Source organism: Altererythrobacter sp. GH1-8, from assembly GCF_043702085.1.
In the GTDB taxonomy this organism is placed as follows: Bacteria; Pseudomonadota; Alphaproteobacteria; order Sphingomonadales; family Sphingomonadaceae; genus Erythrobacter.
The window spans coordinates 2,888,644-2,908,344 of sequence record NZ_CP171690.1 but is presented as its reverse complement, the minus strand read 5'-3'; the positions used below and the strand labels follow the sequence as shown (position 1 = coordinate 2,908,344).

20 protein-coding genes and 1 tRNA gene are annotated in these 19,701 nt (G+C 57.1%); 14 read left to right on the top strand and 7 right to left on the bottom strand.

The window, feature by feature from the left end; all coding sequences use genetic code 11:
- The first annotated feature begins 8 nt into the window (after positions 1-8).
- The 3 genes from rpsO (at position 9) to ACG9DO_RS13970 (ending at position 3,642) form a co-directional block, all read left to right on the top strand.
- Complete coding sequence (rpsO, locus tag ACG9DO_RS13980; RefSeq protein WP_394728966.1) at positions 9-278, top strand: 30S ribosomal protein S15; 270 nt, start codon at positions 9-11, stop codon at positions 276-278.
- 267 nt (positions 279-545) lie between these two features.
- Positions 546-2,834 carry a polyribonucleotide nucleotidyltransferase gene (gene pnp / locus ACG9DO_RS13975; RefSeq protein ID WP_394728964.1) on the top strand — a complete coding sequence of 763 codons (2,289 nt, stop codon included), beginning with the start codon at positions 546-548 and terminating at the stop codon, positions 2,832-2,834.
- Between the two features lie 127 nt (positions 2,835-2,961).
- On the top strand, positions 2,962-3,642 hold the full coding sequence (locus ACG9DO_RS13970; RefSeq protein ID WP_394728962.1) for a spermidine synthase: 681 nt from the start codon (positions 2,962-2,964) through the stop codon (positions 3,640-3,642).
- Between the two features lie 3 nt (positions 3,643-3,645).
- On the opposite strand, the gene ACG9DO_RS13965 is transcribed toward ACG9DO_RS13970, so the two are convergent.
- The 3 genes from ACG9DO_RS13965 to ACG9DO_RS13955 form a co-directional block, all read right to left on the bottom strand.
- Entirely contained in the window at positions 3,646-4,593 is a 948-nt protein-coding gene (locus tag ACG9DO_RS13965) for a YdiY family protein (protein ID WP_394728960.1), read from the bottom strand.
- Between the two features lie 83 nt (positions 4,594-4,676).
- Positions 4,677-5,201, bottom strand: coding sequence for a DUF1993 family protein (locus tag ACG9DO_RS13960; protein WP_394728958.1), 525 nt, complete (start codon positions 5,199-5,201; stop codon positions 4,677-4,679).
- Positions 5,202-5,437: 236 nt separating this feature from the next.
- On the bottom strand, positions 5,438-6,118 hold the full coding sequence (locus ACG9DO_RS13955; RefSeq protein WP_394728956.1) for a GcrA family cell cycle regulator: 681 nt from the start codon (positions 6,116-6,118) through the stop codon (positions 5,438-5,440).
- 84 nt (positions 6,119-6,202) lie between these two features.
- Between ACG9DO_RS13955 and ACG9DO_RS13950 the strand changes: the two genes are divergently transcribed.
- The gene (locus ACG9DO_RS13950; protein ID WP_394728955.1) at positions 6,203-7,105 is read left to right on the top strand and encodes an ABC transporter permease; all 903 of its coding nucleotides are present in this window, start codon (positions 6,203-6,205) and stop codon (positions 7,103-7,105) included.
- Positions 7,106-7,112: 7 nt separating this feature from the next.
- On the opposite strand, the gene hspQ is transcribed toward ACG9DO_RS13950, so the two are convergent.
- Complete coding sequence (gene hspQ, locus ACG9DO_RS13945) at positions 7,113-7,493, bottom strand: heat shock protein HspQ (protein ID WP_394728953.1); 381 nt, start codon at positions 7,491-7,493, stop codon at positions 7,113-7,115.
- A 168-nt stretch (positions 7,494-7,661) separates the two neighbouring features.
- On the opposite strand from hspQ, the gene ACG9DO_RS13940 reads away from it, so the two are divergent.
- The 6 genes from ACG9DO_RS13940 (at position 7,662) to ACG9DO_RS13915 (ending at position 11,648) form a co-directional block, all read left to right on the top strand.
- A tRNA-Ser gene (locus ACG9DO_RS13940) sits at positions 7,662-7,751 on the top strand.
- A 135-nt stretch (positions 7,752-7,886) separates the two neighbouring features.
- A complete protein-coding gene (locus tag ACG9DO_RS13935) occupies positions 7,887-9,080 on the top strand; it encodes a tyrosine-type recombinase/integrase (protein ID WP_394728951.1) in 1,194 nt (397 codons plus the stop codon).
- Positions 9,081-9,326: 246 nt separating this feature from the next.
- Positions 9,327-9,551 carry a helix-turn-helix domain-containing protein gene (locus ACG9DO_RS13930; protein ID WP_394728949.1) on the top strand — a complete coding sequence of 75 codons (225 nt, stop codon included), beginning with the start codon at positions 9,327-9,329 and terminating at the stop codon, positions 9,549-9,551.
- Positions 9,538-9,786 (top strand): hypothetical protein, encoded by a 249-nt coding sequence (locus ACG9DO_RS13925; RefSeq protein ID WP_394728947.1) that lies wholly within the window; start codon positions 9,538-9,540, stop codon positions 9,784-9,786. Before ACG9DO_RS13930 ends, ACG9DO_RS13925 begins: the two co-directional genes overlap by 14 nt.
- A gap of 523 nt (positions 9,787-10,309) precedes the next feature.
- Complete coding sequence (locus tag ACG9DO_RS13920) at positions 10,310-11,038, top strand: hypothetical protein (protein WP_394728945.1); 729 nt, start codon at positions 10,310-10,312, stop codon at positions 11,036-11,038.
- A gap of 118 nt (positions 11,039-11,156) precedes the next feature.
- Positions 11,157-11,648: a hypothetical protein gene (locus tag ACG9DO_RS13915; RefSeq protein ID WP_394728943.1), complete on the top strand. Its 492-nt coding sequence runs from the start codon at positions 11,157-11,159 to the stop codon at positions 11,646-11,648.
- A gap of 2 nt (positions 11,649-11,650) precedes the next feature.
- Here ACG9DO_RS13915 and ACG9DO_RS13910 read toward each other — a convergent pair whose 3' ends face one another.
- From ACG9DO_RS13910 to ACG9DO_RS13900, 3 genes are all read right to left on the bottom strand, one after another.
- Positions 11,651-11,998 carry a hypothetical protein gene (locus tag ACG9DO_RS13910; protein ID WP_394728941.1) on the bottom strand — a complete coding sequence of 116 codons (348 nt, stop codon included), beginning with the start codon at positions 11,996-11,998 and terminating at the stop codon, positions 11,651-11,653.
- An 89-nt stretch (positions 11,999-12,087) separates the two neighbouring features.
- Positions 12,088-12,837: a hypothetical protein gene (locus ACG9DO_RS13905; RefSeq protein ID WP_394728939.1), complete on the bottom strand. Its 750-nt coding sequence runs from the start codon at positions 12,835-12,837 to the stop codon at positions 12,088-12,090.
- 281 nt (positions 12,838-13,118) lie between these two features.
- Entirely contained in the window at positions 13,119-14,327 is a 1,209-nt protein-coding gene (locus tag ACG9DO_RS13900) for a hypothetical protein (RefSeq protein WP_394728937.1), read from the bottom strand.
- Between the two features lie 1,135 nt (positions 14,328-15,462).
- On the opposite strand from ACG9DO_RS13900, the gene ACG9DO_RS13895 reads away from it, so the two are divergent.
- From ACG9DO_RS13895 to ACG9DO_RS13880, 4 genes are all read left to right on the top strand, one after another.
- Complete coding sequence (locus tag ACG9DO_RS13895; protein WP_394728935.1) at positions 15,463-16,899, top strand: site-specific DNA-methyltransferase; 1,437 nt, start codon at positions 15,463-15,465, stop codon at positions 16,897-16,899.
- Positions 16,899-17,345 (top strand): DUF5681 domain-containing protein, encoded by a 447-nt coding sequence (locus tag ACG9DO_RS13890; RefSeq protein ID WP_394728933.1) that lies wholly within the window; start codon positions 16,899-16,901, stop codon positions 17,343-17,345. The genes ACG9DO_RS13895 and ACG9DO_RS13890 overlap by 1 nt, the downstream gene beginning before the upstream one ends.
- Positions 17,345-18,805: a phage terminase large subunit gene (gene terL / locus ACG9DO_RS13885; RefSeq protein ID WP_394728931.1), complete on the top strand. Its 1,461-nt coding sequence runs from the start codon at positions 17,345-17,347 to the stop codon at positions 18,803-18,805. The genes ACG9DO_RS13890 and terL overlap by 1 nt, the downstream gene beginning before the upstream one ends.
- A 245-nt stretch (positions 18,806-19,050) precedes the next feature.
- Positions 19,051-19,683 (top strand): tyrosine-type recombinase/integrase, encoded by a 633-nt coding sequence (locus ACG9DO_RS13880; protein ID WP_394728929.1) that lies wholly within the window; start codon positions 19,051-19,053, stop codon positions 19,681-19,683.
- The last annotated feature ends 18 nt before the right edge of the window (positions 19,684-19,701 follow it).

Below are 19,701 nucleotides of genomic sequence, written 5' to 3'. Positions count from 1 at the left end.
GAAAACACATGTCGGTTACTGCCGAAAAGAAACAAGAGATCATCAAGGACAATGCCCAGGCCAATGGCGACACGGGCAGCCCCGAAGTGCAGGTCGCGATCCTCACCGAGCGTATCCGCAACCTGACAGAGCACTTCAAGGATCATCACAAGGACAACCATTCGCGTCGCGGCCTGCTGATGATGGTCAACAAGCGTCGCAATCTGCTCGCGTACCTCAAGAAGAAGGATGTCGAGCGCTACAACACCCTGATCCAGAAGCTGGGTCTGCGTAAGTAAGAATTTCAGGAAGCGGCCCCACTTGCGGGCCGCTTCGTTTATCCGGCTGCCGCTGCAAAACGCGCGGAGCCACCACTGATCGGCTTTCCTTCACAATTCGGTGAAGGGGCCTAGGGGCACACAGGCCCCGCACCGGACCGGGACGGCAAACCCGGAAATTGGAAGTATCGCAGCAGAAGGTGGAATCCGGTTTCTGCGCCCGCGATACGACCAGACAAGATAGGCCCCGCGCGGCAATCAGGCCCCGTGGGTTCAGAAGGAATATACATGTTCGACACGAAAACCGTATCGCTGGAGTGGGGCGGAAAAACCCTCACTCTGGAAACCGGCCGCATTGCCCGTCAGGCAGACGGCGCGGTCCTCGCCACTTACGGCGAAACAGTGGTTCTTTGCGCGGTCACCGCGGCAAAGAGCGTCAAGGAAGGTCAGGACTTTTTCCCGCTGACCGTCCACTACCAGGAAAAATTCTCCGCAGCCGGCCGTATTCCCGGCGGCTTCTTCAAGCGTGAGCGTGGCGCGACGGAAAAGGAAACGCTGACCAGCCGTCTGATAGACCGTCCAATCCGTCCGCTTTTCCCCGAAGGTTTCTACAACGAAATCAACGTCATTTGCCAGGTCCTGTCGTTCGACGGCGAAACCGAGGCAGACATTGTTGCGATGGTTGCCGCTTCAGCTGCGCTGACCATTTCGGGCGTTCCTTTCATGGGCCCGATCGGCGCGTGCCGGGTCGGCTTCATCGATGGCGAATACGTTCTCAATCCGAAGCAGGACAAGGCGCTCGAAGAGGGTCGCCTGGACCTCGTTGTTGCCGCGACTCAGGACGCGGTGATGATGGTCGAATCCGAAGCCAAGGAACTGACCGAGGAAGAAATGCTCGGCGCAGTGATGTTCGCGCATGACGAGAGCCGCAAGGTTGTCGGTGCGATCATCGAACTGGCTGAGAAGGCCGCGAAGACTCCTTGGGAAGTCGACATGTCGGACGACACGTCGGCGATCAAGGAAAAGCTGCGCGGCATCGTTGGTGACGACATCGCGGCTGCTTACAAGCTGACCGACAAGTCGGCTCGCTCGAACGCGCTCAATGAAGCTCGCGCGAAGGCCAAGGAAGCTTTCGCCGAGGAAGAGCCACAGACCCAGATGGTCGCCAACAAGGCAGTCAAAAAGCTCGAGGCGGACATCGTTCGTGGTGCGATCCTAAAGGACGGCACGCGCATCGACGGCCGCAAGCTCGACCAGGTTCGTCCGATCGAGGCGATGGTCGGCTTCCTGCCCCGCGCGCATGGTTCCGCCCTTTTCACCCGCGGTGAAACGCAGGCGATCTGCACCACCACGCTGGGCACAAAGGACAGCGAGCAGATGATCGACGGGCTGGAGGGGCTCTCCTACTCGAATTTCATGCTGCACTATAACTTCCCGCCCTATTCGGTCGGTGAAGTGGGCCGCTTCGGCGCGCCGGGCCGGCGCGAGATTGGCCATGGCAAGCTGGCGTGGCGTGCGTTGCACCCCGTGCTGCCCTCGAACGAGGACTTTCCCTACACCATCCGCATCCTGTCCGACATTACCGAGTCCAACGGCTCGTCCTCGATGGCGACGGTGTGCGGCGGCTGTCTGTCGATGATGGATGCCGGCGTTCCGATCGAGCGTCCGGTTTCAGGCATTGCCATGGGCCTGATCCTCGAAGGCGACGATTTTGCGGTCCTGTCGGACATCCTGGGTGACGAAGATCACCTGGGCGACATGGATTTCAAGGTCGCAGGCACGGAAAACGGCATCACCACCATGCAGATGGATATCAAGGTGGCCGGGATTACGCAGGAAATCATGGCCAAGGCGCTGGAACAGGCCAAGGCCGGTCGCACGCACATCCTTGGCGAAATGCAGAAGGCTCTGGGCTCTGCCCGCACCGAGCTTTCGGCCCATGCGCCGCGGATCGAGACCATGCAGATCGACAAGTCGAAGATCCGCGACGTCATCGGAACAGGCGGCAAGGTGATCCGCGAAATCGTCGCGGAAACCGGCGCCAAGGTGGACATCGACGATGAAGGCGTGATCAAGATCTCGTCCTCCGACATCAGCCAGATCGAAGCTGCGAAGCGCTGGATCGAAGGCATCGTCGAAGAGGCGGAAGTCGGCAAGATCTACACCGGCAAGGTTGTAAACATCGTCGACTTCGGTGCATTCGTGAACTTCATGGGCGGCAAGGACGGTCTCGTCCACGTTTCCGAAATGAAGAACGAGCGGGTCGAAAAGCCGACGGATGTCGTCAGCGAAGGCCAGGAAGTAAAGGTCAAGGTCCTCGAAATCGACCAGCGCGGCAAGGTCCGCCTGTCGATGCGCGTGGTCGACCAGGAAACGGGCGAAGAGCTGGAAGACACCCGCCCGCCACGCGAACCGCGTGAGAAGCGCGAAGGTGGCGGCGGTGATCGCCGTGGCCCGCGTGGCAATCGCGCTCGCGGCAATGACCGTGGCGGTCGTCGTGACCGCGGCGATCGCGGCGGTGACCGTGACGGCGGCGGTGACGGCGCAGCCCATGTGCCGGACTTCCTGAAGGACTGATCCTCCTTCTAGCCAGTTTGGAGAGGAAGGGCCGCTGGGGGGGGACTCCGGCGGCCCTTTTCGTTATGGCTTTCGGGATTGCGGCCGCGCGGGTGGCTAGGTTGAGAACAAGAAGCTAAATAAACTCATGCTCAAACGCGAACTGATCGATACGGCCCGGATACCTGATGGTGAAGAGCTGGTGCTTTACAGCCACGGGCGCGATTTCATGATCGTGCTCGGCTACAACGAGCTGATGAGCACACGCATGCGCTTCTCAGAAGAGCAGCTGGCCGAGCTTACTTTCGACCGCTTGCCAAACAACACCCCGCGCATCCTGATTGGCGGTTATGGCATGGGCTTTACTCTGCGCGCAGCGCTCGCGCGGATGAGCGAGGGCGGGGAAGCGGTCGTCGCAGAAATTTCGGACAAAATCATCGAATGGGCGAGGGGCCCGATGGCTGAGCTGACCGGTGATTGCCTGGAAGATTCCCGGCTCGACCTGAAGATCTGCGACGTGGCTGCGCTGATCGACGATGCCAATGACGGCACCTGCGCAAAATTCGACGCGATCCTGCTCGATGTCGATAACGGTCCGGACGGTCTGGTCCGCGATGCCAACAACCGCATTTACTCGCGCACAGGCCTTGCCAAGGCGCGCGACGCTTTGAATTCCGGAGGTATCCTCGCGATCTGGTCAGCGGCGCCCGATCATGCGTTTCGCAAGCGGCTCAAGGACGTGCGGTTCGACGTGGAGGAGTTGTCCGTGCGCTCGCGCCCGGGCAACAAGGGCGCGCATCACACCATCTGGTTTGCGCGGAAAGACTAAGCGTTAAAAATCGTAGATCAACGTTACCCGGCTGAGCGTATCGGTACCGACCGCTCCTTCAGGCGGGTTGCTGTCATACTCGACCGCGTAGGAGAAGCGCGCCGAGACCTTGTCGCTGACCTTGGCATTGAGGCCCGTGACAAGGTTGATGCTGGTGTTTCGACTGTCCGTGATGAGCGTTGCCGACCCGCCTGTTTCCGCGACCGCATTGGTATCATGCGTCAGCTTGAGGCGGTCGGTTAAGTCCCAGTCAAAATCGATCCCTGCAAGGGCTGCAACGCGGGCTTCGCTGGCTCCATCCACGAATTGGGTGATGCGATAGGCGGGGCCGGCTTTGGCAGACAACCTTAGTTCCGGAGCATCGATGATCTGGTAGCCGAGGCCGCCAGAGATAGCATAACGCGCGGAAAATCCCTGGAAACGGTCGCGTTCGTACTGCGCAAGCCCATAGAAGAACAACCGCTCCGAAATCTTGTAGTTCGGCTCATAGGACGCAAAGAACTGTTCGCGCGTGGTCGATCCGTTTGCGCGGCGATAGTCGGCACGGCCACGTAGTTTGTGCTTCCAGTCAATTCCTTCGCGCGTCAATGCCAGGGCTGCGGTCAGGCCAGTCTCAGAACTGTTGCCGGTTGCGCGAAATCCGCCCAATTCCCCTTTGCCGCCCCAGTTATCGAACAGCCCGGCGGTCAGAATTTCTTCCTCTTTCAGCTCTGCCTGGGCTGCTGCGAGCACTTTCTGATCCGCATCGAACTGCGCCTTTATGGCATCGAGCTCAGCGCCATCATCGGGATGCACGGTGCGCGCAAGTTCAAGCACTGTCTCAACCTTTTTCGCATCTCCCGTTGCGATCGCTGCGTCAATCATGGCGCGGGTCGATTGCGGTAATTCGGCCAGAGCTGGACCCGTAAGTCCAAGCGCCAGGACAGAACCGAAGATCACGGTGCGAAGCATAGAGAATCCTTTGCCGTGCAAGCGGCGAGAGGTTGGCCAGGAATGAAGCGCCAATCAGCGAGAGCGAGCCCCCCGTGTCTCGATCAGGTCATGATGCGCATCGGCCCCATGAAGTCCATCTTGCCCAAAGGCACGCCTTTCATCCGCAGAATGCCGTAGAATGTCGAAGCGTGAAAATAGATATTGGGCTGGTTAAAGCTCAAGAGCATGTTCTGCCCGGTCAAGGTCATGAGGGTCTTTCCGCCCATGACAAACGGCACGGGCTTGTCAGCGGCGGCTTCCAGTTGCTCTGCGGTCACCTTGGAGAGCTTCTCCTGCGCATCGGCGATCATCGCGCGCATTGCGTCCCAGCTGTCAGGCACTGAGGTGAAATCGGGAGTGAATGCACCGATTTCGAGGCGCTCCACCGCGTAGCCCGAATGCACCCAGCAACTGCGCACGTGCCAGGGTAAAGTCCACATGTTCTCTGCCAGCCTTGCCTCGATCAGTTCAGAGGCGTCGATCCCCTGCTCCTCGGCGAAGGCTTCGCCCTTGCCAAGCACTGTGTTGAGGCCCGCCAGCATTTGCTGGCAGCCGGGGACAAAGGCTTCGTAGAGTGTCAGAGGCATGGGGCGTACTCCATCGGTTCAGGTCGATCTCCCGCTTTCCTACTCAGGGTATGCGCTGGCATGCAAGAGTGATGGCAAAATCACGCGGAAAATCTCTAAAATTGAGGCGTTTGAGCCTTGAGCACGGGCGAGCGGGATTATTACCTCTGGACTGTGTAACATGCGTATCCAACAACAAGGAAGAGGGCCGCGAAGACGAATGCTTGCGGCCCTCGGTTTTGGCAATCGCTGCGCGTTTAGCGAACCCGCGGACCGCCAAAGGGAAGCGGGGGAGGGGGTCTGCGCGCGCCGCGCGGCAATTGTGCCTGATAAGCCCGCCCGCAATGCTCCACGCAGTAGGGAAATCCAGGGTTCACCGCTTCGCCGCAGAAGTGAAAGTCGGGCTCGCCCGGATGCCCCATCGGCCAGCGGCAGACCTTCTCTGTCAGATCGAGCAGGCTGGTCTTGCCTGCTATCGAAGGATCGGGCTTGGCCGGAACGAGGCGGCGCGGCGGAGCTGGCGGGATCGGGGCCTGCTGGTCGCCAGGGCCTTGACGCAGGAATCCTCCCGGACCGACCGATACGATCTTCGGCAGGTCTGGGGTTGGATTGGGAATGGGCTGGGACGGCACTGCACTGTCAGCAGACTTCGCCGTCGCTCCGGCTGGCTTTGGCGCGGCGGCTTTCGCAGCAGGCTTCGCCGCAGGTTTGGCGGCGGCCTTCTTTGCGGCTGGCTTGGCCGAAGGCTTACTGGCCGCAGACTTCTTCTGATCATTCGCCTTCACCGGAGAAGGGCGCGCCTTGAGACCCAGCCGGTGCGCCTTGCCAATCACCGCGTTGCGGCTGACCCCGCCAAGCTCATCGGCGATCTGACTCGCGGTAGAGCCGCCTTCCCACATCTTCTTGAGCGTTGCGATCCGCTCGTCAGTCCAAGCCATAAACGTTCCAATTCCCTTTGGGCTGCGTCGGCTTTCCCGCCCGCACGCTTGCCAGTTCTGCGCTATCGCACTACTCGCCGCATCATGGCCGATCAAGCACCGATGACGAGCGCAGCGAATGCGCCTGCAACTTCTGATAATCCGACCCCGGAAACCGCATTTTCGGTCGCTGCATTCCCGGAGCGCGGCGTGCCGATCATTACCGGCATCAACCGCATCGGATTGTGGAGCCTCTATATTAAGGAGGTTCGCCGGTTTCTCAAGGTCCACACCCAGACAATCTGGGGTCCGGCGGTGACCACGCTGCTGTTTCTCGTCATTTTCTCCGTAGCCTTGGGGCGGGGCGGTCGGGAGGTCCTCGGCGCACCGTTCGTGAACTTCGTCGCCCCCGGTCTCATCATGATGGGCATGATGCAAAACGCCTTTGCCAATTCGTCGTTTTCGCTTCTGGCCGGCAAGATCCAGGGCACGATCATCGACATGCTCATGCCGCCCTTGTCAGAAGGGGAGTTGATGATCGGGATTATTGCTGCGGCTGTGACCCGGGCAGTCATGCTAGGTGGAGCGGTTGCCCTCGCGATCTTGCTTTGGCCAGGTGTGTCGCTGGCCGTGACGCATTGGTGGGCGGTGATCTGGTTTGGACTAATGGGCTCGATTCTGCTGGCAACGGTCGGACTCGCTTCTTCGATCTGGGCTGAGAAGTTCGATCACAACGCGGCGATTTCGCAATTTATCGTTGCCCCTTTGTCGTTGCTTTCAGGGACCTTCTACGTGATCGACAATCTTGCGCCGCTGTTCCAGACGATCAGCCGCGCCAATCCGTTCTTCTACGTGATTTCCGGCTTCCGTTATGGCTTCCTGGGACAAAGCGATATCGGCTCGGATGGCGATGTCTGGATGGCAGCAGGCGGTTTGCTAGTGCTCAACGCGGCGTTGATTGTTGCGACCTATGCGGTGCTCAAATCAGGCTGGAAACTGAAGGATTGAGCGCCAATCAGTGCGTAAGCGCGCGCCGCATCTGATAGCGGCCACCGTCAAACGTCTCGAACAGCTGGTGGACCTGCGGATGGTCAATCGGGCCATTCTCAGCGTCGCCGACCAGGTTCTGCTGGCTGACATAGGCGACATAAGAGCTGTCGTCATTTTCGGCGAGCAGGTGATAGAACGGCTGGTCACGGCGCGGGCGCAGGTCTTCCGGGATCGACTGGTACCATTCCTCGCTGTTGGCGAAGACGGGGTCGATATCGAAGACGACGCCGCGAAAGTCATAGAGCCGATGGCGCACAACCGCCCCAATGCCGAAACGTGTGCGGGCATGACGGGGCGCGTCAATGGTGCGGCCTGCCTGAGAGGAGAAGAAAACAGCACGGTCCATAGGATGCAGGATATGGTGGAGGTCTGGCGCGAAACAAGACGTCGCGGAAACTCATCCCCGAATTTGTGGTTCGCACTGCGAGAATGGGGTTGGCAGGCCAAGGCGGTTGAGCTAACTGGCCCGCTCGCTTCGACCCGGGCGAAGGCTCGAAAAGCGCACTAATCAAGCGGAGAGGTGGCAGAGAGGTCGAATGCGCCGCACTCGAAATGCGGTATAGGGGTAACTCTATCGAGGGTTCGAATCCCTCCCTCTCCGCCAATCACCCTTTTCTCAATGTTCCCATGTGACCGCGAATCAAGCGGTTCTTATCCGTAAATCGCCCATATCGCGTTTGTCCCCGTCCCTTGCCGTTCCCGGCCAGCCGCGCTACAGTGTGGGAAAGGATGTGGGAAGATGGGCAAGCTTACGGCGACATCGGTCAAGAATGCGAAGTTGCCTGGACGGTATGGCGATGGCGATGGTCTCTGGCTTGTTATCGGCAAGAAGGGTGGCAAGAGCTGGATTGTCAGAGTCCAGAAAGACGGTCGGCGGCGAGATATTGGGCTAGGCAGCGCAAGCAAAGTCCCGCTCAAACTAGCGAGAGAGCGCGCAACTGAAGTGCGCGAGAAGATTGAGCGCGGGATCGATCCTGTTGCAGAACGCGCAAAATCGGCTGGTATCCCGACATTTTCCGACGCCGTAAAAAAGGTGCACGCAGAGAATGCGCCAAGCTGGAAAAACCCCAAACATGCGGCGCAATGGATCAACACGCTTGAGACCTATGCCGTGCCGACACTGGGCAACCGTTCCGTTGCTGATGTCGATGCGGCGGGGGTGCGCGATTGTCTCGCTGCAATCTGGCTGGAGAAGCCCGAGACCGCGCGGCGATTGCGCCAACGCATCAATACGGTGATCGATTGGGCTGTCGGCAAGGGGTATCGCGAAGCCGGACTGGCAATGCCGGTGATCGACAAGGCGCTCCCCAAACAACGCGCAAAGCCAAAGCACCACCCTTCATTGCCCTATTCCGAGCTTCCCGAATTTATGGGAAAGTTACGGGAATCGGAGAGCATGGGGCGGCTGGCGCTCGAAGCGGCAATTCTGACAGCCGCACGGTCCGGTGAGGTGCGTCTTATGACTTGGGGCGAACTCGACCTAGATGGCGCAACTTGGACTGTGCCAGCCGAACGGATGAAGGCAGGGCGCGAGCATGTTGTACCGCTTTCACCGCAAGCGGTCGCACTCTTCGAGCGAATGAAACTGCATCGCCGCGAGTACACGGACCTCGTATTTCCGGGGCAAAAGCGCGGTAAGCCGCTTTCCGATATGACGCTGGCAAAGCCGATAAACTCGTTGCACGCAGCTTCACTGAGGAAAGGGGGCAAAGGTTATCTGGACCCAGCCGAAGGCCGGGTTGCGTCACCTCATGGCTTTAGAAGCACGTTCCGGGTTTGGGTTGGTGAGGAAACCAATTATCCAGACGCTGTGGCAGAAATGGCGTTGGCCCATGCCATCAGTGAAAAAACGGTGGCCGCATACAAGCGGACGACGCTGCTCGAAAAGCGGCGTGAACTAATGGAAGCGTGGGCCAACTTCTGCGAATCCTGAACCTCCAATAAGTTATTGCGAATCTTTCGAATCGATCTGCGCGACTTTATCCCCGTTGCTTTTTCCACAACGCGTACAGCATAAGGCTTTGAAATATATAGCTGCTGTGGATGAATCTCGAGCAAACTTGCGGAAAAGTTTCGCAAAGCTCCCTAGGCAGAACTGCTTGAATCGACACACTATAAGGCATCCTTGGGAACTCCAAGGTGCGTGTCCGGCGCTTTCCGGGAAAAAAGGAATTGAGGTATGCAAAGGCACCCTCATATTACCAATGCCCCAACAAGCCTGATGAGTGTGGCCGACTTCTGCTCGCGCTACAAAATCGGGAAGACGTCACTCTATCGAGAAGCTGCGGCTGGTCGTTTGAAGCTCCGTAAATTCGGCAGTGCAACGCGCATTGCGATTGAAGATGCGGAAGCCTGGGCGGCAAACCTGCCCATTGTAGATGGAGGTGCAAATGAAGCCGCCTAATGAAATGGGGCCGGGTGCGGCAACACCCAAGCCCCAAAACATCGCCTTCGTAAGCAATGCAGTCTTCCTTTACTCTGAACACTACCAGCATGGCAACCAGAACGAGCAGTGGCTTGTTGTGCCGCGCACGGCAGTTGAAGACGCAATCGAAACGGCAATCGACTGGCTGGATAGGATTGACCAGCAATCGGACTGTCAATGCGGCAAGGCTGAAGTGCCCGAGAATGCCCTATGAGCGCGTTTGACAGCCATAGGCGATTAGACAGCGCCAAAACCGCATATCGTGACTCAGAAGGCCGCAAATGGGCATACAGGGGCAAACGCGCCGTTGTGCTCGATATGCTTGTCGAAAGAGCGGGCGGTATCACGCAACTGGACTGTTACCCCTGGCACACTCGGCTAGGCGGTACGATCCACGCAATGCGCGAAGACGGGCTGGCAATCTCTACCGAGATTGAAGGGCCATACCGCCATGCGCGCTATCGCTTGGCCACGCGGCTTGTCGGTGATGATACACCGAGAAAACACCGAGCTGGTCGCATTGAATTTAATCAAAGGAAACAAAACGGCGGTCCAGCCGGATAGCCTTTTCCTAAACGTGAAACCCGTTTTTTAGCGGTGTTTAACGGTGCCGGGGCTGCACTTTCGAGGCGGTCCCGGCTTCGATCCGACCAATCTTGAAACTTCGACATGGGAGCGCGCGTCTCGCCTGATAATACAGGCGGAAAACAGCCATGCGCGCCTGATTGGCACGTATCATGCAAATTTATAGTTACGGCCCATGCCAGCCGCAAAGGGAGTTTCAGGACTCCAAAAAAGCAGGCGGCAAATCCAATCAGCCCACAAATTCGCGCATTCCACGCGCGCGCGAGAAACGGGTTAAACGTAACAATACGCGCGCGGGTCAGTGGGGTGGTGCTCGCAATCGAAAAGACCGGATAACCACGGCGCTCAAGCAGGAACACGCGGAAGGCATTTTGAGAGCGATTGCGGTTGCCGAGCTAAAGGGCATGCCGCTCAACCGCTTCTGGACCGTCAATTATGAATGGGCCGGGATCGATGACAGCGAAGGGGCTGCATTCATCGGTCGGCTTCTGCAATTATGCCAGAGGTACGCGCGCGCGCGCGAAGGGAGCTTTGCTGCGGTTTGGGTTAGAGAAATCGGGCCAAAGAACGGGGCACATGTCCATATCGCATTTCACTTGCCGAGCGGCTGGAGATTAAGCGGACCGCTTATTCGCAAATGGATCAAGCAGGCGGGCGGCAGATATAGCGCCAAGGTGAGCGACATGCGTCCGATTGGCGGCAGTCTCCAATGCGCGGTGACAAACCCTAGTCATTACTGGGCAAACGCTGAGGCTATGGCGAACTACATGGTGAAGGGGAGCGCAGATGCGGTTGCCGATGAGCTTGGTTTAAGTCTTCGAAAGTGGGGAGGTCGCGTTATCGGCAAGCGGTGGGGGCGGACACAAAATCTAGGCGGATAGCTGCGAAGCGAGTATCGTCCATCCTTCTGAAAAATAAAATAGGTTTTCGGTTCCAAGTTCGCGCTCTTGGCTTTAACTCCCACTTTTGACACCAAATTTTCCCAGCGGAGGGCGCTAAGTGGGCATCCTGTTTATTCTCGCGATATTCCTTGCCTGGCCAACGTATGGTTTGTCGATTCTCGCGTGGTTCGGGATTGCTTTTCTGAAAAAAAACGATGCTATCAGAACACTATCCTATGATGGCATTCTCTCATTATCCGCTCACAGAATAGCCAGTAAAGCAGCTTCTCCTCAAGCATTTGCAGGTGGCGTAAGCACGGCCTTTACAGCAACTTCGATTGAAGCTTTCTTTGAGAAATTCGGGACCACTGAGAAGAAATTTCGGAGAAGGTCGAACCCAGAGCTATATTATGGCTACATTGAAACTCCAGACACCGAGGAGTTCTTGGCGGTTTTTGTCATGGAAGAAAAGGGAAGCGTAGTTGCAAGTTTCCGACCTGCCATATCAACCGGTGAGGATGTCTTGGGCCTTATGCAAAAAAAGTTTTTCGCGGATGACATTGTTTCCCGCTTCGCCGAGGTCAAAGCGCAAGTGGATGATTTGAGTTAGTCCTACAACGGGCAACGAGAAATAAGCTCTCTAGCGAGATTCTCCTTGCCATTGTCGCCCCTCCAATCGTTATGAAGTACGATAAAGCCATCGCCACTAAAGCTCTCGTATGCAACTACTCGTCGAGAACCCGCGTAACCGCCATATCCATTCTTTGAGTTTAATTTGTAGCAGGCGAAGAATCCACTGAACTCTTTACGCATGCGGGTGTGTTTGCGCTTCGCGACATTCCAATCAGTATACTCGATCGTATAGGTACGGTACTGAGTATCGGTGGTGCGTTTCCAAAGGGCGGATTCCGGGTCCCGTAGATTTTCTTCTATCCACTCTAAAAATTTTCGATCCATCAATTCGTCTGCTTCCTTGGAATCCTCAGAAGCAGTGCCCCCAGGAGTTGGCACTAACGAGAGAGCTAGTGTGCAGGTCAGCCAGTAGCGCCTCAGCATGTCACACACTGGATTGGCGACTTCTTTTTCAACCGGTCCGAAGTAACCGGCTCTGATGCGGCTGGTGTTTGGGTGGGCTGCACAACAGGCTGAGCGACGACAGGCACGGCCTGAACAGGCACCGTGGATGGCTGTACTGCATTTTGAGCCGGTGCGACGTACTGTGGGGCCGGTTGGGGAGCGGACGCTGGAGCTGCGCTTTGGGGCAATGCCAGAGCTATATCGTTTTCAGTGGTTGCCATAAGCTCGCGTCCGCGCGGTATCCTGCCGCTCTTGCCCGTGATGAAACCAGCGAACACACCAGCCAAAACTACGCCGCCGACTGTGGCTAAGGTATTGCCTTCACCTTCTTGGCGGTAGGTGCCGTTGATGTCGATCCGGCGTCCGGCGACTTCGACATACTCAAGTTCGATGTCCATCTTGCCTGACTTGCCAAATGCGCCCTTGTTCGTGAGCCATGTAATCCGGCCAACGCCACGGCTGCCGCGAGGTATCACTACGTAATCGCCGTGGCGGACGTCATGGACAACCGTCATGTCGAAGGTGTCACCCTCAGCCCAAGTCTTGCCCTTGGTGGTCACCTCTTGGTTCATTCGAAGAAGAACTTCGGTGTTTGCGGGTAGGACGGCGGGGGCCTGAGCATTGGCGCTAGCCACTGGAAGCGGTGCATCGTTACTTTGCGCGAGAGCTACCGCTGAGAGGCTCGCAGCCGCCAAACCAATAATCGCCGAAAAAGTCTTCATTTCCCGCCCCCTAGTCAGATTCGATTGGCCAATACTACGAAAATCAGGTGAGAATACGAGGACCGATTTGTAAATGTCTCTAAATGGACGATAGGGGACGCATCAATCTCACAAGGCTGAGAATCTAGGACCGTAGCCAATCAGAAATTTTCGCATCCCCAGTTCAGAGTTCGGGGAGGTATTCGGATTTCCGTGCCAAGGGATGCTCGGGGCGGTCTGTATCAGCCACAAAAATGCTAACCCAGTTTTTCGCCTGCGTGCACGACGGAGTGTTCGAGTCACTAGCAATGGTCGATCTTTATGATGGCAATTTCTTGGCCTGCAACGTCACGGTACGCATACTCGTATATGGCCCCAGCCTCAATTAACCTCGGAACAAGAGCAATCGAGCAGACCTCTTCCCTAAGCTGTTCGGCCAATTCGCGATGAAAAAATGACGGGTCAAACTGGTTTGCCATCAATGACAGGTCAAATTCTTGGCGAAGGACATTGTTATCCGCTTTAGCGCCGACCAAAACTGTAACGTCGTCAACCCTCACAGGTGCTCTACGGTTGATTTCACCTGCAGATGCCAATTGATCTGCTCTCACCCGTTCACTGTCCATCGCATTCAGCACATTTGCTTCGAACAATGCTGTTTCGTCAGGATACCACATTTCATCTGGGCTTGCTTGCATCGCACGGCGTATGAAGGAGAATGAGACGCCCGCTCGGCTGTATTCCTGGCTCAAATCCTCAATTAAACCGGCTTGCTCGACAGCTGTTGTGCCCGGAAAACTTGGTTGATGGAACCCAACAGTACTCCCAAAAGATGCCGTTCGCCGCTGGCCTGCCAATAGGGCGAGGGTGCAAGCGGACTCGCAATTTCCTTCGACATGAGTGTCGAGTGAGCGTTCTCGAATCAATTGACCGATGCGCGTGCCTTCAATGCTGCGTCCCCCAGCCGACGAAAGGACGACTTTTCGTACGTTTCCATTTGCCTCAAGAAGCTCAGAAAATTCCAAAGATACGCCTGAGGCAAGTGTGCCAACAACGGTCACAGTGCTGCCTACAACTGCCAACTCGGCTGAGTTCCCAAGGCTATCGCCGCCAATCGCTAGTTCTGTGGTTTCGATGATGCCCGGTAATTGGCGCGAGAGTTGGCCTGCCGTACCAAGCAAACCGAATATTACTGCCAGTTTTGCTAATCCTGCCCACGAAGCGCTGCCTCCTCTCCGTTGGTGTGCATCGGCCGACTTCCAAACCCCCACAATGGACCAAGTCCAAACCGCGAGCCCAAGTACGATAGAACTTATCCCTGCCAAGGAGATGAGCTGGAGAGATAAGTTGGTCTCCGACAAAGCGAGCTGACCCAAGAATATCGCAGTTATGATGATGTTCGAAATCAGGAAGTTGTTTATCCAAAAAGCTCTCGGGAGAGAATATAAGCCCTTCCAATGATCGACTATGATGTTTCCAGAACGCTCTGGTTCATCGTATAAGTATGACAAGCAAACCACTCCTTCTTGGTCAATCTTGGCTGGCTATCTCTACAGGCTGGATTCTAAATAATTTATCATTACCGTGCTGCCGGGTACAGATTCATAAACAGAGGCATGGACATGGGGTATCTAAGTCTGATTATAGGTGGGGCTGTCGGCGTTATGGTCGTCGCCTTCTTGCTTGAATTTTTTGCTTTCAAGAAGAAGGAGCCATCAAGTCGTGCTCTTTACACAGTGTGCTCCGCGTACGTCATCGCGGTCATAATTTACGGATTTGGCTCAGCTGATGGAGGGGCCTTTAGTTGGGAAGGCGTCTGGGTTTATTTCCCAGGTGCGGCACTAATCTACCTTTGGTTCTTAAAGCGATACCGAAATGCATGGGAAGACGTAGAGGGTAGCTAGGCCGTGCTATCTAAATCGTTCTTTGAACCAACCTGCGTCGAAAGGACTTTGCCCCTTAAATGCGCTTATCGAAACTTAAGTGTGGTATAAAGTGTGGGGTGGTATACCCATAGATACTAGAAAAAGCATATATATCATTACTTTAAGTTATTAGTTGAGCGGACTCCCTCTCCGCCACCTAGTCTGCGATATTCCTGACATATGAGAAGCTGCCCTGCCAAACCGCGCAGTTCTGCGTGGTTTGGGGCGTGATTCCGTACCGCAGAGAGCGCATTGAGGAGAGAATCCAGGGCATATTACCCGGTTTTCTCTGGTGCCTCATGGCGAGGTACGGAATTGGCGTTATTGGCGATGTTCGGCCAATTCGCCCTGTTAATGCCCCAAAAACAGGGAGGCGCGCGCGGATACTCACGCTTGTATGACGGAGTATCTCCTTGCCTGCCAACACCTTGCGGTGTGCCGAGGCTGTTCCTGTTTCGGAAAAACAGGGAGGCTGATGTACGAAAACAGGAGCAAAGCGCAAATCGTTCGTCAAGTGATTCAATGGCTTATATGTAAATTGCGCTTGACGTGACTATTCGATCTATGTCTAATGCTATCGCACTTCGGCTCTAACCGGCGCCAAGGTGAGCAGCATCCAGGTCAATGAAGATCATGGGAGCAGCGGGAAACATAGACCGCAATTTGAGAAGTACAATCAGGTCTGCGTGTTCCGGCTGCCGGGAACGAAAGTTCTTGTCCCATGGCAAAACCTGTTCGCAAACGCGTTCGCACATCTGCACACCTCACCAGCACCTCGCATGGTGCTTTGAACGCTGGCCGCATCAACGATCCCAACAACGATTTAGCGCTTGAGATCACCTATGTCGATCCGGCAGTGCTCAAGCCTCCCAAGCGCAAGCTGCGCAAACATGGCCAGCGCCAGCTCGCGGCCTTGCGTGCCTCGATCAGCCATTTCAGCTTTCTCAATCCGATCCTGGTTGACGAGAACAACCAGATCCTGTGCGGCCGTGCCCGCTGGCTGGCGGCGATGGATCTTGGCTTTGAGGCAGTACCGGTCATTTGCATTGCGCATTTGAGCGACGAACAGAAACGGCTCTACGTGATTGCCGAGAACCGCATCGGCGAGCTTGGCGAATGGGATGTAAGCGAACTCAAGCTCGAGTTCGGAGAACTTCTGGACCTTGGCCTGCCGCCTGATCTCAATATTGGACTGAGCGGCTTTTCGACCAGCGAGATCGACGGTCTCGTGATTGAGCCGTTCGGTTCGGAAGGGAGCGGCGATAGCCCGCTTCCCTCGCACCCTCCGGTTACCCAGGAGGGTGATCTGTGGGTCCTCGGCGAGCACCGCCTCTTGTGCGGTGATGCTCTCAAGGTTGAGAGCTACCAGGCGCTGATGGGCGAGGAGCGCGCGCAGATGGTGTTCAGCGACGCGCCATACAATTTGCCGATGAGCACGATCTCGGGGAAGGGAAAGGCGCAGTTCGACGACTTCGCTTTTGCCGCTGGCGAGATGAGCCAGGCTCAGTTCATTTCGTTCCTTAAAACTGCGTTTGGTCACATGGCGGCGTTCAGCGTGGACGGAGCAATCCATTTCCAATGCATGGACTGGAAGCACCAACGCGAGATGCTCGATGCGGGCGAGGCGGTCTATTCAGAGCTTAAGAACCTCATCGTCTGGAACAAGGGATCGGGTGGCATGGGAACCTTCTACCGTTCCCAGCACGAGCTGATCTATGCCTGGAAGGTCGGGAAAGCGCGCCACATCAATAATTTTGGTCTGGGCGAGACCGGGCGTTACCGCACGAATTGCTGGACATATCGTGGCAACAACAGCTTCCACCGCGGGCGCGATGAGGAACTTGCAACCCACGCAACCGTGAAGCCGCTGCAGATGGTCTGCGATGCGATCCTCGACTGCTCGCATCCGCGCGGGATTATCCTGGATGGCTTCGGCGGTTCGGGGACCACCTTGCATGCAGCCGAAAAGACCGGGCGCAAGGCTCGCCTGATCGAGATCGATCCTACCTATTGCGACCGCACGATCGAGCGCTGGCAGGCGGAAACTGGCAGCGAGGCGGTCCTGGCTGCGAGCGGGAAGAGCTACTGCGATATTGCCGCTGAACGCGGGATCGAGCTTGATCCTGACGAGGCCATGGACGGTGGGGAGGAAGACTGATGGCTAAGCAACCTTCCTCGCCGCCGCGCAAAGCTGTTCGCAAGCGTGGGCCGGTAGCCAAGCGCAAGCCAGACGCAGGTGGGGCCACCGGGCCCGGCAATCCGCCCATGGATACCCGCTTCAAGCCCGGCCAGTCCGGCAACCCCGCTGGCCGGCCGCGCAAGGAGCGCAGCCTGCTGAAGCTGGTCGAGGCGGAGCTCGATGCCGAGATGCAACTGACCGAGAACGGCGAACAGCTGCGGCTCACCAAGCGTGAGGCGCTCGCCAAGCGGATGGTGCACGACGCCTTGAAGGGGGATGCGCGGGCGATCGCCGCACTGCTCAAGCTGCTTGGTCCGGACAGCGGCGCTGCTGGGTCGGAACATGCACAGGTCCCGCTCGAAGCGGTGCTGGGCTTTCTGGAACGCAACCGGGCAAGCGGCCCTGCAAAGAAGGGGAAGAACTGATGGTCGAGATTCCTCATACCCACTGGCTTGCGATGCTGCGCTTGGACTTTGTCCTGTTCCTGCGCAAGGTGATGGAAGAGCTTGAACCCGGCACGCGCTATGAAGAAAACTGGCATATCGAGGTGCTCGCCCGTGCCCTCATTGATGCGCAATCGGGCAAGAACCGCCGGCTCATGATCAACTTGCCGCCGCGCAGCATGAAAACCATCGCGGTCAGCATTGCCTTTCCTGCCTGGGTTCTGGGACATGACCCCACCCGCAGGATAATGTGCATGACCTACAGCCAGGATATCGCCAAGGCGCAAGCGGTCCTGTTTGGCCGGATCGTACGCTCAGCCTGGTATCGCGATCTGTTCCCTGGACTGCGTCCGGCTGTCCCCAACCGTATCCTTGAATGGACTACCAGCGCGGGCGGCTACAGGTTGGCGAGCTCGATCAAGGGCAGCGTCCTTAGCCGCGGGGCAGACTTCATTATCCTTGATGACCCCAACAAGGGGCAGGAGATCTACTCGAAGGTCGCGCGCGAGACGGTGCGCAATGCGTGGAATGATACGATCTCGACCCGGCGCAATCACTATAAGGAATGCGCAATCATCTGCGTGATGCAGCGGCTGCATGCTGACGATCTCGCGGGTCATCTGCTTGAACAGGAGGACTACTATCTGATCCGGATTCCGGCGGTGGCCACTGAACGCGAGCGTTGGAAACTCTTCGGCCGGCGGTACCATGTGCGCGCGGAAGGCGAACCAATCCAGCCCTCGCGGATGGATCATCCCGAGCTTGACCAGCAGCACAGGATCATGGGCGCAACTGCCTTTGCTGCACAGTATCAGCAGCAGCCGGTTCCCGATGACGGGGTAGTGATCAAACGCGCCTGGCTGCGTTACTGCGATGAGTATCCAGCCGAGTTTGAGACCACGCTGGTCAGCTGGGATACCGCATCAACGCTCAATGAAATCTCCGACTGGTCGGTTGGCACCGTGTGGGGCCTTGCGGGCGGCGAGGTCTATCTTGTTGATGTTATCCGTAAGCGGGTTGAAGTTCCCGAGCTCACCCACCTTGTTGAGCGGGTCCATAAGGACAAAGGCGCGGATATCACCCTCATCGAGGATGGCGATCTTGGCCGGGCGGTGGTTCAGAACCTGCGCCGGACCTCCCGCTACTGCCGCCCGATCGCGGTCAAACCCTCGATAGATAAGCTTGCCCGCATGCAGGCGCGTTCGGTCATGTTCGAGACCGGCAAGGTCATTCTGCCGCGCAAAGCGTCGTGGCTTTCGACTTATCTTGGCGAGCTGCTCGGCTTTCCCAACCGCCGTCACGACGACCAGGTCGATAGTACCAGCCAGGCGCTTGACTGGTTCCAGGCTCGCCTCGCTCGCGAGATGCGGGCCGCTCGCCCAGCGCGCAAGCGGCCCAAAGGTGACAAGCGGCCGATAGGGGCTGCACGCTCAAAACGCTGAAGCGGGAGCCGATTGGGTAGGCAGTTGCGCAGGCCGTGGACTACATTTGGAGTGCGGCGAGTTCGCGATCTGCTCCATCGAGCATGCAAGTCGCGCGATCTGAGCTTAGGGTCGCGCAATCCCCTCCCGCTGTTTGCGCGCTCCGCAAAGTCTGCATTGCGCCCCAATCCAAGACGTAGGCTTCCGATTTCTTAGTTCCCAAAAGCGGACCTTCTCTGCGGCCATTCCGGCCAAGGAGAATGAAGATGACATACTCTCAATACGACCCATCGGCGCAGAACCGTGTGCCATGGAATTTTGGAGCCAAGATCGGCCCAAAGCGTCCGTTCAATCAGAAACAGATCTGGGCGATCCGGTTCTTTCTCGATCGCGAGAAACGTATTCGAGATCGAGCTCTCTTTGATTTGGCGATCGACAGCAAGTTGAGAGGCTGCGATCTCGTCGCGCTCAAGATCGGTGACCTGGTTGTTGGCCCGGAAGTCCGGACGCGGGCGACGATCACTCAGCAAAAGACCGGCCGGCCAGTTCAATTTGAAATCGCATCAGACGCCAGGGCCAGCTTGTTCGCTTGGCTCGAACGCCGAGCAGGTGGAGTCGAAGACTTTGTCTTTCCAAGCCGCGTCGATCACACGCGGCATCTCAGCACGCGCCAATATGCTCGACTGGTTGATGAGTGGGTGGAAGGGATTGGCCTACGAACTGAGGAATATGGAACCCATTCGCTTCGCCGCACCAAGGCTTCGATCATCTACAAGGCCACAGGCAACATAAGAGCGATCCAAATCCTACTCGGTCATTCCAAGATCGAAAACACCGTTCGCTACCTCGGCGTGGACATCGAGGATGCACTTACTCTCGCCGAGAAAACTGAGATCTGACTGCTGTTGGGCGCCAGC